Source organism: Stutzerimonas sp. VN223-3 (genome assembly GCF_045999685.1).
Classification (GTDB): Bacteria; Pseudomonadota; Gammaproteobacteria; order Pseudomonadales; family Pseudomonadaceae; genus Stutzerimonas; species Stutzerimonas stutzeri_AR.
Window position 1 is genome coordinate 1,703,515 of the sequence record NZ_RBEC01000001.1, and the last position, 16,568, is coordinate 1,720,082.

General features: G+C 57.9%; 13 protein-coding genes. 10 read left to right on the top strand and 3 right to left on the bottom strand.

What is annotated here, in order from left to right; translation table 11 throughout:
• Positions 1–160 precede the first annotated feature (160 nt).
• From D7241_RS07630 to D7241_RS07665, 8 genes are all read left to right on the top strand, one after another.
• Complete coding sequence (locus D7241_RS07630) at positions 161–697, top strand: ATP-dependent zinc protease (protein ID WP_255976996.1); 537 nt, start codon at positions 161–163, stop codon at positions 695–697.
• A gap of 3 nt (positions 698–700) precedes the next feature.
• Positions 701–2,227 carry an inactive transglutaminase family protein gene (locus D7241_RS07635; protein WP_408100981.1) on the top strand — a complete coding sequence of 509 codons (1,527 nt, stop codon included), beginning with the start codon at positions 701–703 and terminating at the stop codon, positions 2,225–2,227.
• Positions 2,228–2,230: 3 nt separating this feature from the next.
• The gene (locus D7241_RS07640; protein ID WP_255976369.1) at positions 2,231–3,214 is read left to right on the top strand and encodes an alpha-L-glutamate ligase-like protein; all 984 of its coding nucleotides are present in this window, start codon (positions 2,231–2,233) and stop codon (positions 3,212–3,214) included.
• A gap of 48 nt (positions 3,215–3,262) precedes the next feature.
• Entirely contained in the window at positions 3,263–4,618 is a 1,356-nt protein-coding gene (pabB, locus tag D7241_RS07645; RefSeq protein WP_408100982.1) for an aminodeoxychorismate synthase component I, read from the top strand.
• Between the two features lie 120 nt (positions 4,619–4,738).
• Positions 4,739–8,413, top strand: coding sequence for an ATP-binding protein (locus D7241_RS07650; protein ID WP_408100983.1), 3,675 nt, complete (start codon positions 4,739–4,741; stop codon positions 8,411–8,413).
• Positions 8,414–9,055 carry a hypothetical protein gene (locus tag D7241_RS07655; RefSeq protein ID WP_408100984.1) on the top strand — a complete coding sequence of 214 codons (642 nt, stop codon included), beginning with the start codon at positions 8,414–8,416 and terminating at the stop codon, positions 9,053–9,055.
• A complete protein-coding gene (locus D7241_RS07660; protein ID WP_408100985.1) occupies positions 9,052–10,272 on the top strand; it encodes a phosphoenolpyruvate carboxylase in 1,221 nt (406 codons plus the stop codon). The genes D7241_RS07655 and D7241_RS07660 overlap by 4 nt, the downstream gene beginning before the upstream one ends.
• Positions 10,269–11,102, top strand: coding sequence for a hypothetical protein (locus tag D7241_RS07665; RefSeq protein ID WP_408100986.1), 834 nt, complete (start codon positions 10,269–10,271; stop codon positions 11,100–11,102). The genes D7241_RS07660 and D7241_RS07665 overlap by 4 nt, the downstream gene beginning before the upstream one ends.
• 82 nt (positions 11,103–11,184) lie before the next feature.
• On the opposite strand, the gene thrH is transcribed toward D7241_RS07665, so the two are convergent.
• Entirely contained in the window at positions 11,185–11,802 is a 618-nt protein-coding gene (gene thrH / locus D7241_RS07670) for a bifunctional phosphoserine phosphatase/homoserine phosphotransferase ThrH (RefSeq protein WP_255976381.1), read from the bottom strand.
• A 185-nt stretch (positions 11,803–11,987) separates the two neighbouring features.
• Here thrH and D7241_RS07675 point away from each other — a divergent pair, with 185 nt between their 5' ends.
• Positions 11,988–12,722, top strand: a complete 735-nt coding sequence (locus tag D7241_RS07675; protein ID WP_408100987.1) for a phosphoadenylyl-sulfate reductase — start codon at positions 11,988–11,990, stop codon at positions 12,720–12,722.
• Positions 12,723–12,942: 220 nt separating this feature from the next.
• Here the strand turns inward: D7241_RS07675 and cysB are convergent, their stop codons facing one another.
• Complete coding sequence (cysB, locus tag D7241_RS07680) at positions 12,943–13,917, bottom strand: HTH-type transcriptional regulator CysB (RefSeq protein ID WP_408100988.1); 975 nt, start codon at positions 13,915–13,917, stop codon at positions 12,943–12,945.
• 315 nt (positions 13,918–14,232) lie between these two features.
• Positions 14,233–15,201: a putative 2-dehydropantoate 2-reductase gene (locus D7241_RS07685; RefSeq protein WP_408100989.1), complete on the bottom strand. Its 969-nt coding sequence runs from the start codon at positions 15,199–15,201 to the stop codon at positions 14,233–14,235.
• A 270-nt stretch (positions 15,202–15,471) separates the two neighbouring features.
• Here D7241_RS07685 and D7241_RS07690 point away from each other — a divergent pair, with 270 nt between their 5' ends.
• On the top strand, positions 15,472–16,548 hold the full coding sequence (locus D7241_RS07690; protein WP_255976389.1) for a 3-deoxy-7-phosphoheptulonate synthase: 1,077 nt from the start codon (positions 15,472–15,474) through the stop codon (positions 16,546–16,548).
• Positions 16,549–16,568 lie beyond the last annotated feature (20 nt).

Here is a 16,568-nt window from a genome sequence, read left to right on the forward strand (position 1 = left end):
GCGGCAATACACAATGGTGCAAGCCTAGTCGCGACCCCTTAAAGTGCCATGCTAGAATGCGGCGCAATATTGCCGCGGCTGGCGCTCGTCTCGCCGCGCTCACCAAGCTCATGGGCCGCCGTTCCGCCCATGCTTTTCCGACTCGACTACCCCTGGATCTATGAGCGTCAAATCTAATCTTCTGCTGCTCTGCCTGCTGGCTTCCCCCTTATTCGTCCATGCCGATGAGAAAACCGTCTACGGTCTGAACGAACATGTTGCGCTGCCTGAATTCGGGCTCGAGGTGCAGGCGAAGCTCGATACGGGCGCGCAGACCGCCTCGATCAGCGCGCGTGATATCGAGCGTTTCAAACGCAACGGGAAAGAATGGGTCCGCTTCTACCTGGCCATTGACGAGGCCCACCAGCGCCCCATCGAGCTGCCATTGCAGCGCATCAGCAAGATCAAGCGTCGTGCCGGTGACTTCGATCCGGAAGAAGAAAAAACCTACACACCACGTCCTGTTGTCAAGCTCGACCTATGCATGGGCAAGGCTAAACGCAGCATTGAAGTGAACCTCACGGACCGAAGTGCATTCCAATACCCACTTTTAATCGGTTCCGTTGCTCTTACTCGCTTCGGAGCTCTGGTTGACCCAAGCCTTACTTACGCTGCTGGCAAGCCCGGCTGCATTATCGAATCCGACGCTGACGAGTAACCCATGCGCGCTCTAACCCTGCACCTGAAAGTACTGATTTTTCTACTCGTCACGCTGGGCATCGCGATCACCGCGTACCAGATTTTCATTCTCGGCATCCCGGTTACCGAAGACGAAACCGATGATCTGTGGAACATCGACGCCAAAGTCGAATTTCAGGCCAGTGCACGTGAACCGGTGAAGCTGCAGATGTATGTGCCGCCGTTGAATCAGGAGTTCGTCAGCCTCAACGAGAGCTTCATTTCCAACAATTACGGCGTGAGCATCAACCGTGCCGACGGTAATCGTCGGGTGACCTGGTCGGCGCGGCGCGTCAGCGGCAATCAGACCCTCTACTACCGCCTGGTGCTGACTCGACGTTACAGCGGTGAACAAACCAAGGCCACCGGACCGATTTTCCGTGACAGCATTCCGGTCGAAGGTCCCGAAAAAATTGCCGCCGAAGCATTGCTCTCACCAATCCGCCAGCATTCGGCCGATGTCGAAACCTTCATCAGCGAAGCCATCAAGCGGGTCAACAATGCCAATGACGACAACGTAAAGCTGTTGCTCGGTGGCGACGCCTCGACCGCGAACAAGGCAAGCGTGATCGAATTGCTGCTCTCCATTGCGCACGTCCCGATGGAGCGCGTCCACACTGTGCTGCTTTCACCCGACGTAGCACAAACGCCAGAGCTTTGGCTGCGCAGTTTCAATGGCGACAAGTGGCTGTATTTCAACCCGGAAACCGGCGAACAGGGTTTACCGAAAGATCGCCTGGTCTGGTGGACCGGTGATGAGCCCCTACTTAGTCTCGAAGGTGGGCGCAATGCGCAGGTAACCTTCACGCTCAACAGCAGCGAGATGAACGCCATCCGCCTGGCAAAACTGACCGACGAAAATACCGACGCGGATTTCCTCGAATACTCGCTGTACGGCCTGCCGCTGCAGACTCAGCAGACCTACCAGATCATGATCATGATCCCGATCGGTGTGCTGGTGATCCTGATACTGCGCAACCTTGGAGGCCTGCAGACCCTGGGCACGTTCACGCCGGTGCTGATCGCCCTGGCCTTCCGCGAAACCCAGATCGGCTTCGGCATCATTCTGTTCACCTTGATCACCGCGCTCGGCTTGTCCCTGCGCTCGTACCTTGAACATCTCAAATTGCAGATGCTGCCGCGCCTCTCGGTAGTGCTGACTTTCGTCGTAGTGCTGATTGCGGTGATCAGCCTGTTCAGCCACAAGCTCGGCCTCGAACGCGGATTGTCCGTGTCGCTGTTCCCGATGGTGATCCTGACCATGACCATCGAGCGTCTGTCCATCACTTGGGAAGAACGCGGCGGCGGCCATGCCTTCAAAGTTGCGGTCGGCACCTTGATTGCCGCGAGCCTGGCCTTCCTGCTGATGAACATCCAGGAGTTGACCTATTTCATCTTCACCTTCCCAGCGGTGCTGCTGATCATGGTGGGCTTCATGCTGGCAATGGGTCGCTACCGCGGCTATCGCCTGACCGAGCTGTTTCGTTTCAAAGCCTTTCTGAAGGATTGAGCCATGTTCGGTCTGATCAAGACGTGGAAGGCCCTCGAAGCCAAGGGCATCATGGGCATCAATCGCCGCAATGCGGACTACGTGCTCAAGTACAACAAGCGCAACCTTTACCCGATCGTCGATGACAAGATCATCACCAAGGAACGGGCCATAGAGGCTGGTATCGATGTCCCGAAAATGTACGGCATCATCGAAACCGAGAAGGACATCGACAAGCTCAAGGATATCGTCAAGGATCATGATGATTTCGTAGTCAAGCCGGCGCAGGGAGCCGGCGGCGACGGCATCCTGGTTATCGCCGATCGCTTCGAGGGTCGTTACCGGACGGTGTCGGGAAAAATCATTACGCATGAAGAGATCGAGCATCAGATCTCCAACATCCTCACCGGCCTCTATTCGCTTGGTGGACACCGCGACCGCGCGCTGATCGAATACCGCGTGACCCCGGATCCAATCTTCAAGAGCATCAGCTACGAAGGCGTGCCCGATATACGCATCATCGTACTGATGGGCTATCCCGTGATGGCTATGCTGCGTCTGCCGACACGGCAATCCGGCGGCAAAGCCAATCTGCACCAGGGCGCGATAGGCGTCGGCGTGGATTTGGCGACCGGCATCACTCTGCGCGGCACCTGGCTGAACAACAAGATTACCAAGCACCCCGATACCACCAACGCGGTGGACGGCGTGCAATTGCCCAACTGGGACGGCTTCATGAAGCTCGCTGCCGGCTGCTATGAGCTATGCGGCCTGGGTTACATCGGTGTCGACATGGTGCTTGACCAGGACAAGGGCCCGCTGATTCTCGAGCTCAACGCACGGCCGGGCCTGAACATCCAGATTGCCAACGATTGTGGTTTGACCCATCGCGCACACGCCGTGGAAAACCGGATCGAGGAGCTCAAGGAAAAAGGCATACAGGAAACGCCTGAAGAGCGAGTTCGATTCGCCCAGGAGCTCTTCGGCCACATTCCAGCCCACGTGTGATCCAGGCTCGGCCAGATGGCCGAGCCCTTCTCAAATCGAAACACTTGAATGCTCCTCTGCACGGTACACCCCCTTCCCTATCAGCCTGATCCAGCCACTTGGTTCGAGCGCATTCGCCATGCGCCCGGAGCGGTACTGCTCGACTCCGGACGGCCGATCGCCGAGCGCGGCCGTTATGACCTGTTGAGCGCCTGGCCAATGGACCTGCTGGAGCCCGGCGCGACAGAAAGCGGCGCCACCTTCTTCACACGCCTTCGCGGCGCCTTGCTATCGCTCGGCGAAGCGGAAGTACCGGTGGGTCTTGAGATTCCTTTCGCAGGCGGCCTGCTGGGCTTTCTCAGCTATGACTTCGGCACGCGGCTGGAGCGGCTCCCTGCGACCGCCACGCAGGATTTCCAGCTGCCTGTCGCGCGGTTCGGCCTATACGCCTGGGCACTGATCAGCGATCACCACCGCCAAGTGACTCATCTGATTTTTCACCCGAAGCTTGGCGATGCGGATCGGATTCGTCTGATCGAGCTGTTTGAATCCGAGCGGCAACCAGCGGGCGGTTTTTTCAGCCTTTCCTCGGCCTTTGCCCCAGACCTGCAGCCTGCCGAATATCAGCGTGCCGTCGAACGTATCCAGCAGTACATCCAGGCTGGAGACTGTTATCAGGTCAACTTCGCGCAGCGCTTCTGCGCGCCTTGCACCGGTGATGCCTGGCAGGCTTATCGAGCCCTGCGTGCCGCCTGTCCAACGCCCTACTCCGGTTTTATGACCCTGGACAATGGAGCAATCGTCAGCCTGTCCCCCGAACGCTTTCTTCGTCTCACCGACGGCACCGTTGAAACCCGCCCCATTAAGGGCACGCGTCCTCGTCGACACGATCCGCAGGCCGACCAGGCCGAGGCCCAGATACTGCTTGCGAGCGAGAAGGATCGTGCGGAAAACTTGATGATTGTCGACCTGCTACGCAACGATCTCGGGCGCAGCTGCGAGATCGGCAGCGTAAGGGTTCCCGAATTGTTCTCGCTGGAAAGCTATCCGAACGTCCATCACCTGGTTAGTAGCGTCACCGGTACCCTGGCTGCCGGCAAAGACGCATTGGACCTATTGGCAGGCAGCTTTCCGGGCGGTTCGATAACTGGCGCGCCGAAAATCCGCGCCATGCAGATCATCGATGAGCTGGAAGCCACCCGCCGCTCGATCTACTGCGGCTCATTGCTTTATCTCGACGTGCGGGGCGAAATGGACAGTTCGATCGCCATCCGTACGCTCCTGATAAGCAACGGGCAGGCAAGCTGCTGGGGCGGCGGAGGGATCGTCGCGGATTCGAGCTGGCAGGCCGAATACCGGGAATCGATGGATAAGGTTGATATCTTGATGAAAGCGCTTGAATCAGCCTTTTCCAAATTGCCATAGAAGAACGAATCCTCTTCACGCATGCGCCCAACCGAAGGCAAGCGTTTTGCAAACAGGCCAATAAGTACCCATGAGAGGCCGCACGGTTATGCGACTCCGCTCCATTTAAGAAGGAAAATTATGCCCAGCTTGAACCGCATCATTCTGATCAATACCCACCTTCAGGGTGTGGTAGAGCTGGTCGTGGACGGTCATACCAATATTTGTGGAACCAATGCTTCCGGCAAAACCACGCTGCAGCGCTTGGTACCGGTGTTCTATGGCGAGTACCCGAGCCGCGTCGTGCCGGCCACGCGTGACAGCTTCGAGCGTTGGTATCTGCCCACCGAGCAGAGCTTCATCATTTACGAATACCGGCGCATGGACGACCATCTTTGCCAAGTCGTCCTGGCCAGCGCCAGCGATGGCAAAGGCGTCGTTTATCGCTTGGTGCAGAAAGGCTTTGATCTAGAGGACTACACCAAGAGCCGCCAGGGCGAGGCCATCACCTGTCTGAGCATGGCGGAGTTGGGGCGTCAGCTAAAGCAAGCTGGAGTGCCCATCACCACGCTACTCAACACTCGCCAGTTCCGCGCCATCATCCAGAATGACCGCAGCCTACTTGCAGCAGACGGCCAGCGCGCCGAATTGCGAACCTGGGCGCGGCAATTCTCGTTGTGCGACAGCGAGCACTCACTGCGCCACATTGAAAAACTCGCCCGCGCGGTGCACTCGCGCGAAGGCAAGATGGAAACCGTCAAGTCGATGGTCGCCGCGATCCTCGAGGAAGACGGCGTCAGTCCCCCGGCCACCCATCTCAACCTGCAGCGGGTCGAGGACTGGATTCGTGACAGCCGCCTAATTCAAGGCTTCAACGCGGTCCGGCCGGAATTCGACAAACTCGAGCGTGAATATCAGGACCTGCTCGCCAGCGAACATCGCCTGAGTGGCCTGCTGCTAGGCTATCGCGCCGACGATTCGCGCCTGTTCCAGCGCCAGGAAGAAACCGCCTCGGTCATCGAACAGACCGGTCTTCAGCTAAAGCAATTGGAGGAGCAGTGGAAGGATCAGCGCGACACGCTCAACCAGGAATTTTCTGCGGCCAAGGGTGATGTATCGCGTATCGAGGAGGAGCTGGATCAAATCGAGGAGCAATATCAGGTTTTTCTCGATGCCGACATGGAACAGGCCAAGGCCGACTTGGAGCAGGTCGGCGTCTGGCGCGACGATCTGAATAACCTGCAGGCCCGTCACCGTCTACTGACCGAACAGCATCGGGACGTGGAACACGCCTACCTGGAACGCCAGCAGGCGATCAAAGATCAGCGCGAGGCGGCTCTAGATCAGCTGCGCGAGCAACAGGATGCCCTGCGCGAGAAGCGTGATTCGCAAAAAGCGTTGCAAGATGACGCCCTGCATACGCTGGAACAAACCTTTAACAGCCGTCGCCAGCAAGGCGTAGAGGCCTTCGGCGAGCGCAAGCACCAACTGCACCTTGAGCAGAATCGACTGCAGCAGCTCATCGACAATTCCGGCTACACCGAGGACGAAAACCTCAGCCTCGCGATCCTTGACCGCCGCTTGGACGAAGCCGACGAGAAAGTCGAAGCTGCCGAATCCCTCGTCCAACAGCTCCAAAACCAGGAACGCCTGCTGCGCAATCGGCGCGATGAATCCAACAACACGCTTACGCTATGCAGGCGAAGACTGAACGAGCGCCAAGAACAACTCGACGACCTGGAACGCCTGCTTTACCCCGGGCAGCACACCCTGCTGGAATTTTTGCGCCGCGAACAACCTGGCTGGGAAAGCCGCCTGGGCAAGGTGATCGAGCCTGCGTTGCTGCAGCGCGCCGATCTCAAGCCGGCATTGAGCGATACCGATCCGGACAGCCTGTTTGGCCTGCACTTGGATCTGTCTACTTTGGACGTCCCCGCTCATGCCGCCAGCGAAGCGGAGCTTCGCCGGCAAGTGCAGCTCGCCAAGGATGCCTTGGAGGATGCACAGAACCAGCAACAGGAAGCGGAAAAGCAGCTGATCGAGGCCACCGCGGCCCTGGATGAGCAGCAACACCAGCTGGTAGTCGCCCGCACCGATTCGCACAATCGCCGTGACGATCGCCAGCGTCTCAAGGAAGAGCGTCGGAACCAGAAAGAAAAGCTCGATGCCGCCCTAGCCGAACGCCGCATAAAGGCCAGGAAGCAACTGGCCGAACTGGAGGCCCAGCTCAAGCAGTTAGCCAGCGAGCATCAGGACTGGCTGGACGAATTGAAGAATCAGCATCATGAGGAGCGCCTGGAAAAGTCTGCCCATTGGCAGCAGGTAATCGGCAGCCTCGACGGTCAGATTCGCCAGCTCAAGGCCAACGCCGACGAGCGCCGGGAGAAGGCAAAAAACGAGCTCGACGAGTGCGAGCTTTGGTATCAAGCAGAACTGACCTCCCGCGGTGTCGACGAAGCCGCAATCATCGATCTCAAGCGCCAGATTAAAACCCTTGGCGAACGGATCACTCGCGCCGAGCAGCGCCGCTCCGATGTCCTGCGCTATGAGGAGTGGTACCGGCACAGTTGGTTGCAACGCAAGCCCAAACTACAGAGCGAATTAAGTCAGGGCCGCACCTGCATGGGCGAGCTGGAGCAGCAGCTTAAAACCGCCACGGCAAGCTACAAGAGTGAACGCAGCCGCTTCGAAGATGAGCGCCTCAAGGCCATCCAATTGAAGGGCAGCCTCGATGATGCGCTGACCCGCCTGAAATCGCTACTCAAGCGCCTCGGCGAGCTCAAGCTGCCCCGTGATGGCGAAATCGCCGAGGGCGAGCTGGATGAGCGTCTGCGTTTAGGTGAAGAGCAATTGCATGCTCGCGAGCAGATGCTTTCCGCAATCAAGAGCCATGTTGAGCACTTCGATAACCTCATCGTTGGCCAGTCCGGCTCCAACCTGGCGGAAACCTGGGAGCGCAGCCGCGAGGAATGCACCCTGGTCAATGATCGAGGCATTTCCAGCCTCGATTACCGCAAGCTAGTGCCTCATCTGGCGCAACTGCTTAACGTGCTGGTGCCGCAGAGCCTTACCGCCCTGCGTGAACAGGGCAAGATTTTCGGTATCGACCTTCATGGCTACTACGAGGTGCTGGCTGACATCGATCGACGCATCGCCACCCAGAGCGCGCGTATTACTCGCGAGGTGAGCGAGGAGCTGTTCCTGGACGGCGTCTCCGATTCGGCGGTGCGAATCCGCTCGCGTATCAGCGAACTGGAATTCTGGCCGGAGCTTAAAGCGTTCATCTCGGCATTCCGCGAATGGCGGGAGGACGGTTTTAGCGAACTGCCCAGCGAGGAATACACTGCCAGCATGCGCCGAGCACTGGACATCATTGGCCGCTCGGCGGTGAGTAACGGCATTGCCGGCCTGTTGGAAATCGAACTTCGCCTGCGCGAGGGCAACAGTGATCTGGTGATCCGTACCGACCGCCAGCTCAACGAATCTTCCAGCCACGGCATGGCCTATCTGATTCTCTGCAAATTTCTGCTGGCGTTCACCCGCCTCCTGCGCGGAGGCTCGCCGGCCACCATCCATTGGCCGATCGATGAACTGGGTACCTTGCACCACAACAACGTGAAGAAGATTTTCGACGCCTGTAGTAACAACAACATCCGCGTCCTCGGCGCCTTCCCCAATCCGGACTCCGAGGTGCTATCACTGTTCACCAATCGCTACATCGTCAACAAGCAGACCCGCCAGTTGCAGGTAGTCAAGCCGAAGGTGGATCTCATCGCGGCGAAACTCATGGCACGCAGAACCGGAGAGGTGGTTTAAATGCTCTCGACGAAAGGACAGGTCATCGAATGCCTACTCAAAGGCGACTTCATCTGCCGCATCACCAACGAGGATGGCTGGCGCTTCCTGAAAAATCCTGCCAACCGTGAACAGTTGGACGATTATCTGGGCACGCTCAACCGCGTTGTCGCCACGGTCGGCACCGGCGCCGACAGCGATGTGTTCTTCTGCGGCTATCGCCAGCTTGGTGAAGATCAGCGCAGAGTTGTCAGCCAACAGTTTCGTGACATCTGCAGTGCGCTGACACCGCTGGTGGAGTGGCTGGTTCTCGTGCAGGAGGCGAGCGCGCAAGACGCTCCACTCACCGAAGGCAGCGCCTTGCGTCTCAACGAGCTGCAAAGCGTGGTCGAAGACACTCCGGCGTTTCGCGAACAGCTGGCGCGCATCAGCCATTACCGGCTATTCGGCTCGACCAGTGTGAATGCCGATGGGCAGATCAAACAGGTCTTCAAGCGCCTCTGTGAGATGGGTTACTTGTTTCGCCCGAACCCCGACAAGCAGATCTATCTGGCCACCGGCAAGCTGGACTATTTGTATGAAGTAATCCGTTTCATCGACGAAACCGAAAGCCTGGGGCTGGAAGATCGCGCCGACGAGGCTAGCCAAGGCCACCTGTTATGAACAGCAACCTTCATCAGGGTGGGGTGCGCTTCCTGCGCCAACTCGGCCGCCATGCCGAACCGATCATGGATGCTTACCTGACCGGCTCGTTGCCGGACGACACGCTGGAGCCAGCAGTACAGGATCGACTGGTAAAGGACGGCATCCTCTATCGTCCCGAACCAGGCGCCGACCTGCACCTGCGCCGAGTGGTGCGGGCGTTGCTCGAAGAGGCCCTGCGCGACGATCGCAACCGGCAGATCGACGCCAACACCGGCTCGGCGCTAGCCACCTTCAAGACGCTGGCTGCACATTACAAAGAAGCTCGCCACCAGGGTGATTATGCTGCTGCAGACGCCTATCTGGCGGACCTTAAGGAACATGTCTACGCATTCGGCGAAACCCTGAGCCACAGCATTCGCGTGCTATGGAGCCGAATCAACAACGAGTTCGGCTACGTCGGCACATTGAACGCCAAGATCCGCGAAAACGAGTTGGCCCAGGCTCAGGTAAGCGAGCTGCTCGCCGGATTGGAAATGATCAGTTTCGAGGAACTGGCCGAGGCTGCAGGCGAGCTACGTGAACTGCGTCGTCTGTTGGTCGCCAGCCTGCAGCACACGGTCAGTTCCTGCGCTCAGGAACTGAGCATCGTGCAGGGACGCCTGCTGGAATTGCTTGGCCGCTTCCGGCAAATCCGAGGTCGCACACGCCTGCTAAAGGGCTGGCTGCTGCACATGAATCAGCAACCCGACTATCAGGTGGGCAACCACGCCGTTCATTTGGAAGTGCCGCAGCTGTTCAACCTCGCCGGACCGATCTTGGCGCCTGCAGCGGTGGACGTTCATAACCCGCTACACGAACCCGACCTGCTGGAGCTCGTTGCTCAGTTGCGCCTCAATCAGTCGCAGGAGCAATTCAGCACAGCGCCGATTGAGGCGGCGGAGTTCATGCTCGGCGAGGTGGACGCCTTCGAAGTTATCAGCAATCCGATCCGCGACGCTGTGGCGACCTACTTTTGCCATGTCATCGACAGAGGCCAGGCAGTTTCGGCGCTGGAATATCGCCAGCAGCACAACCTGCCCTGGAATGCGGAAAGCTGGCTGTATCAAGTTATCGCCGGCTACGAAGGCCTGCCGGATGAGCAGAAGCGGGATTTTGAGCTGGACCCCATCGGCGAGGTGCATCCGGTATTTTCCGGCAACTTCATTGTGGGGGATGTGGCGTTGGGACTGGCATGAAGAGGAAATTATATGAAGCTGTCCATCAACTGCTTCGCGAGCGCCAGGAACGAGTCCCGTTAAGTACGACCTGGAAGAAAATCCACAGCCATTTCGACATTGGCGTGCCCGAAGGCAAATGGCTGAAGTTCGATCGGGAACAGCGGGAAATACTGCGTCAACAAGCCCATCTGGACTGGGGTTTTGATCCGCTGGAAGGTATTCCAGACGGTACACGACTTGAAGTTGCCGCCCAGTCTATCGATGAAAAAATCGCCCGTCAGCGTCCTGACGATGGTTATGTACTGATCAAAGGCCGCCTCCCCTGCCCCTTGCCAACGCTGAGCCCGGAGCTGAGCCTGCGCGTGCCGTTAGCTAGTCTGAACCTCGCTGCGATCACTCAAGTTCTGGTTATCGAAAACCTCGACAGCTTCGACGACTGGCAGCAATACCGTGCGCCCTCAGAGTTAAACGATAGCCTGGTGCTCTATCGCGGCCATGGCGGTTGGGCCAGAGGCACCCGACGGCTGCTCGCCAGCCTGGCCACGACCGCTAGAGTCTTCGTCTTCCCCGACTATGATCCAGCCGGCCTGTTCATCGCCGCGACCTTACCCCGTGCCGATGCGCTACTGATACCGCACCTCGACGAGACGCTGATAAGAAAAGGCAGCAGAGAACATTCTGGCCGTCAGTACAGGGCCACTCGCTATCTGGACCGCAGCGAACTGGGCAACTGGCAAGATGTGTGGGAGGAAATGAAGGAAAGAAGCGTCAGCATCAAGCAGCAACATATGCTGGCTTTGGGTACAACATTGCAAGTGGTGGCGCGCCAGGCAGATGGCTCGCGTTAGCTGTTGATGGTAACAATGACTAGAACGAACTAGAACGAACGAGGCCCGCATAAGCGGGCCTCGTTTTTGATGCAAAGCTGGACTAAAGGCTAAGGTTGCGATTCGATGCCTTGAGGAATTCCTGCTTAAGCGCCTCGAACGTATGCACAGCCGGGAACTGCGGAAACTCGCGGATAACATTGTCTGGCGCATGGAACAGGATGCCGGCATGCGCTTCGGAAAGCATGGTGGTGTCGTTGTACGAGTCACCCGCGGCAATGATGCGGTAATACAGGCTTTTCAGCGCAATCACGGATTGACGCTTGGGATCCTTCTGGCGCAGTTGGTAATCGACGACGCGACCCGACTCGTCAGTGATCAAGCGATGGCAAAGCAGCGTCGGGAAGCCCAGCTGACGCATCAGCGGCTGTGAAAATTCGTAGAACGTATCCGACAGAATCACGACCTGGAAACGCTCACGCAGCCAGTCGACGAATTCGACGGCACCGTCCAGTGGCTTCAGAGTGCTAATGACGGCCTGAATGTCTGACAGCTTCAAGCCATGCTCGTCCAGGATGCGCAGCCGCTGCTTCATCAGCACGTCATAGTCTGGAATGTCCCGCGTGGTCGCCCGCAGCGATTCGATTCCAGTGGCCTCGGCAAAGGCGATCCAGATTTCCGGAACCAAAACACCTTCCAGGTCGAGACAGGCTATTTCCACGGGCCACTCCTCAAAGCAGAAAAATTGAAGCGGCACTCTAACGGCAGTGGCCGAGGGACGCAACGCAACGCTTATTCCCTAAACAGCGGTAGATCAACCTCAAACGTTATTTAGAGTCATAAAGCCAGTTTGCTAACATCCGCGGCCAGCAGAGCGCGCCAAGCGCCAACCAAGGAAGCCGCCTGATGAGCCAATCTATTGATGTAGCCGAGCTGGCAGCCGCCTATGCCAGCAAGTCCCCACAGGAAATTCTCAAGCTCGCCTTCGATCTGTTCGGCGACGATCTCTGGATCTCGTTCAGCGGTGCTGAAGATGTAGTGCTGGTCGATATGGCCTGGAAACTGAACAAGAACGTCAAAGTGTTCAGCCTGGATACCGGTCGCCTGCACGGCGAAACCTACCGGTTTATCGAGCAGGTTCGGGAGCATTACGGCATTCCGATCCAGATCATGACGCCGGACCCCAAACTGCTCGAGCCAATGGTCAACGAAAAAGGTCTGTTCAGCTTCTACCGCGACGGCCATGGCGAATGCTGCGGCATCCGCAAGATCGAGCCGCTGCGGCGCAAGCTTTCCGGCGTCCGCGCCTGGGCCACCGGCCAGCGTCGCGACCAGAGCCCTGGCACGCGCAGCCAGGTATCAGTGTTGGAAATCGACAGCGCCTTTTCGACGCCCGAGCACACGCTATACAAGTTCAATCCATTGGCGCAGATGACCAGCGAGGAAGTCTGGGGTTATATCCGCATGCTCGAAGTGCCTTACAACAGCCTGCATGAGCGCGGTTTCATCAGCATTGGCTGCGAACCCTGCACCCGTCCTGTGTTGCCGAACCAGCACGAACGAGAAGGTCGTTGGTGGTGGGAAGAGTCCACGCAGAAAGAGTGCGGCCTGCATGCCGGTAACTTGATCGCGAAAAGCTGACGGCCTGGTTTCGCGTCCCCAGTAATGGCCGCCTACGAGCTGATTCACCGGGCCAGCTCGTAGGATCGCCTCGGACCCTGGCCGGAGCCGACCAAATTCGAAAGCGTTGCGTTGTTCTCACTGCCACGGTGATAGGGGTCGATCACCCCACCGACACCCCGCTATCCTCTCCGACCGCAGCATCTTGTCAGCCACTGACTCGGCCGAATCTCGCGCCCCACTAGAAAGTAGGCAGTTGGACGTCCTGAAATAATTCATCCAACTCAATCTTGTTGCGGCATTGCACTGCCTTCTCGAGCATCTCCCTATCGAGATGCGGCGCAAAAGTTTCGATGAAATCACACATGAAGCCGCGCAGGAACGTGCCGCGGCGGAAGCCAATCTTGGTGACACTGGCCTCGAACAGCTCGCTGGCATCGAGTACTACCAAGTCTGGATCGAGTTTGGCATCGACCGCCATGCGCGCGACGATTCCCACGCCCAAGCCCAAACGCACATAAGTCTTGATGACGTCCGCATCCGCCGCGGTGAACACGACCTTAGGCGAAAGTCCTCTGTGGTTGAAAGCCTCGTCCAGCTTGGAGCGTCCGGTAAAGCCGAATACGTAAGTCACGATCGGGTGTTCCGCCAACGCTTCGAGGGTGAGTTTTTCCAGCTTCGCCAGAGGATGACCCTGCGGTACCACAACGCAGCGATTCCAGCGATAGCACGGCATCATCACCAGGTCACCAAACAGCTCCAGTCCCTCGGTGGCGATGGCGAAGTCTACAGTTCCGTCAGCTGCCATCTCCGCGATTTGCATCGGTGTGCCTTGATGCATATGCAGGGAAACATCCGGGTACTGCTTGATGAATGCACTGATTACCGGCGGCAATGCGTAGCGAGCCTGGGTGTGGGTCGTCGCAATGCTCAGGGTGCCGCGCTTTTCGTTGGAAAATTCTTGAGCGATCTGCTTGATGCTTTCGCATTTGCGAAGAATTTCGCCAGCAGTGGTAATGATTCGCTCGCCAGCCGGAGTGACTCTGGTCAGATGCTTGCCGCTGCGGGCGAAGACTTCGACCCCCAACTCATCTTCGAGCAACCGAATCTGCTTGCTGATACCGGGTTGGGACGTGAACAGGCTTTGTGCCGTTGCCGAGACATTGAGGTCATGATGCGCTACCTCCCAGATGTAACGCAGTTGCTGAAGCTTCATAGAGATCCCTCAAAAGGCCAGTGGCGCCTGAACATCACTATTTTTTATAACTTTCTGCACCAGAGGTCAGAATTCTAGGGCATTTCCTTATGTACCGCCTGTCAGCGAATAGCGTCGTGGTAGCCGCGATGCAATATTTGTGAACCAGGATTAACGAGCACATCCGGCCATACGCCACTCGGTATGCCGCTCCAATCGTCTCTTGGCGCTAAGCCGCCAGCGTCCAATGAATCTGGCGGCCTCGCTTGAGCTTAGCAGCCCGACAAAAAACCACTACCACCTCGAACGCCCGCTCGGCTGCCGGTAGCGCACGTTTCATTGGTGACCGCGCTCGCTTTCCATTCGTGCGGAAATGAAACGCAGCGCCTGATATAGCGCCTCGGTTTTCGGCATCGCAAAACCGGCACTCTTGGCTGCAGCCAGCGGAGCAGCGTAGATGGCGTCGAGCTCCATCGGGCGGCCATGTGCATGGTCGTGGTACATGCTAGGCAGGTAGTTGGGCAGGTGATCGGTGGACATCATCATCCGGTCCACAAGCACGTCAGGCAGCGGATAGCCACAAGCCGACGCCGCTCCACAAGCTTCCAGCATGATCGCCTTTACCAAGGCTCGACTGTCCGGATTAGCCATCAACGGAGCAGTGCCGGCGCCCAGCACGACCGAGAGACCATTGTAAGGCATGTTCCACACCAGTTTCTGCCAACGCGCCTGAGCCAGATTGGCGACTGCATTGGCGTCGACACCAGCCGCGCGCAACATCGCCACGCCTTCTTCGACCAGCGCCTGTTGTTGCTCCGGTAGTTTTGCCGAACCCGAGTGATAGCCAAGATTGACACCACCAAGTGCTTGATGCTCGACGACACCCAGCGCCGAGCGGTGTGCGCAAATGAAACAGAGGCCGCCCAGCAGGTGGAGGTTTTCAGGCAGCATTTGGCGCAGGCCTTCTTCGATTCCCAGGCCATTCTGCAATACCACCACCTTCGCACCATCCGCAGCCGCTTCAATGATTAATGGCGCAAGCTCCGAATTGTTGGTGCTTTTCGCTCCAACCAGCAGCCAATCGCACTTGGGCATATCACTAACGCTGCGATAGGCCTGCACGGCATCCAGATGCAACGAGCCGTGCACCGCACTGTTTACTTGCAGACCATGCTCCCGCACCGCCTCGTATTCACTGCGCAGCAAAAAATGAACGTCATAGCCGGCACGGGCGAGCATCGTGCCGTAAAAGCCTCCAATGGCACCGGTGCCGATGATTCCGATTCGTGGACTAGGTGCAGTCATGAAAGAACTCCAACTTCAGTTTAAGTAGTACGCCATTGACCAGCGGACGCAAATCAACCTTATCAGCGTCCCGGAGTGCCGCCCAGTCGCTGTTATCAGTTGTTCCTTCGACGCCTGAGGTGTCGCTGATGAGCCCGTACGCCTTCAAGGTCATTGTCGAGGCGACGCAATACGCGATAAGGTTCCGCTTCCCCGTTGCGCCCCTTAAGCCCTGCTCCGCCGCACCGGGATGGCTGGCGGACGGCATCCGTGACCCTGACGAGTAACACGATGGCTGATTTACCGATCGATGACCTTAACGTTTCCTCCAACGAGACCCTGATTACGCCGGATCAGTTGAAGCGTGAAATCCCGCTTACCGCCTCCGCATTGAGGACCGTTTCGGAAGGACGCCAGGTGGTGCGCGACATTCTCGACGGCAAGGATCATCGCCTGTTCGTCGTGGTAGGCCCCTGCTCGATTCATGATCTCAAGGCCGCACATGAATACGCCGAGCGCCTTAAAGGACTGGCCAGCAAGGTATCCGACAGCCTGTTTCTGGTGATGCGGGTTTATTTCGAGAAGCCACGGACCACGGTCGGCTGGAAAGGCCTGATCAACGACCCGTACATGGATGACTCCTTCAAAATTCAAGACGGCCTGCACATCGGCCGAAAGCTGTTGCTAGATCTGGCTGAAATGGGCTTGCCGACGGCCACCGAAGCGCTCGATCCGATTTCACCACAATACCTGCAGGACCTTATCAGCTGGTCGGCGATCGGCGCACGCACCACTGAGTCCCAGACCCACCGCGAAATGGCGTCTGGTCTGTCTTCGGCGGTGGGTTTCAAGAACGGTACCGATGGCAGCCTGACCGTCGCGATCAATGCGCTGCAATCCGTGTCCAGCCCGCATCGTTTCCTCGGCATCAACCAGTCGGGCGGCGTCTCCATCGTCACCACTAAGGGCAACGCCTACGGCCATGTTGTGCTGCGTGGTGGCAATGGTAAGCCCAACTACGATTCGGTCAGCGTGGCTGTCTGCGAACAGGAACTGAACAAGGCCGGCATCAGCCCCAACATCATGGTCGACTGCAGCCACGCCAACTCCAACAAGGATCCAGCGCTACAACCGCTAGTCATGGATAACGTGGCCAATCAGATTCTTGAGGGCAACAACTCTATTGTCGGGTTGATGGTAGAAAGTCATCTCGGGTGGGGTAGCCAATCGATCCCCAAAGACCTGGCCGACCTCAAATATGGCGTATCGATCACCGATGCCTGTATCGATTGGGAAGCAACTGAGAAAGCCGTTCTTGGCATGCATGCCAAGCTGAAGGACATACTGCCCAAACGCGTCCGCAGCTAATGAGAAAACGCCGCTTGCCG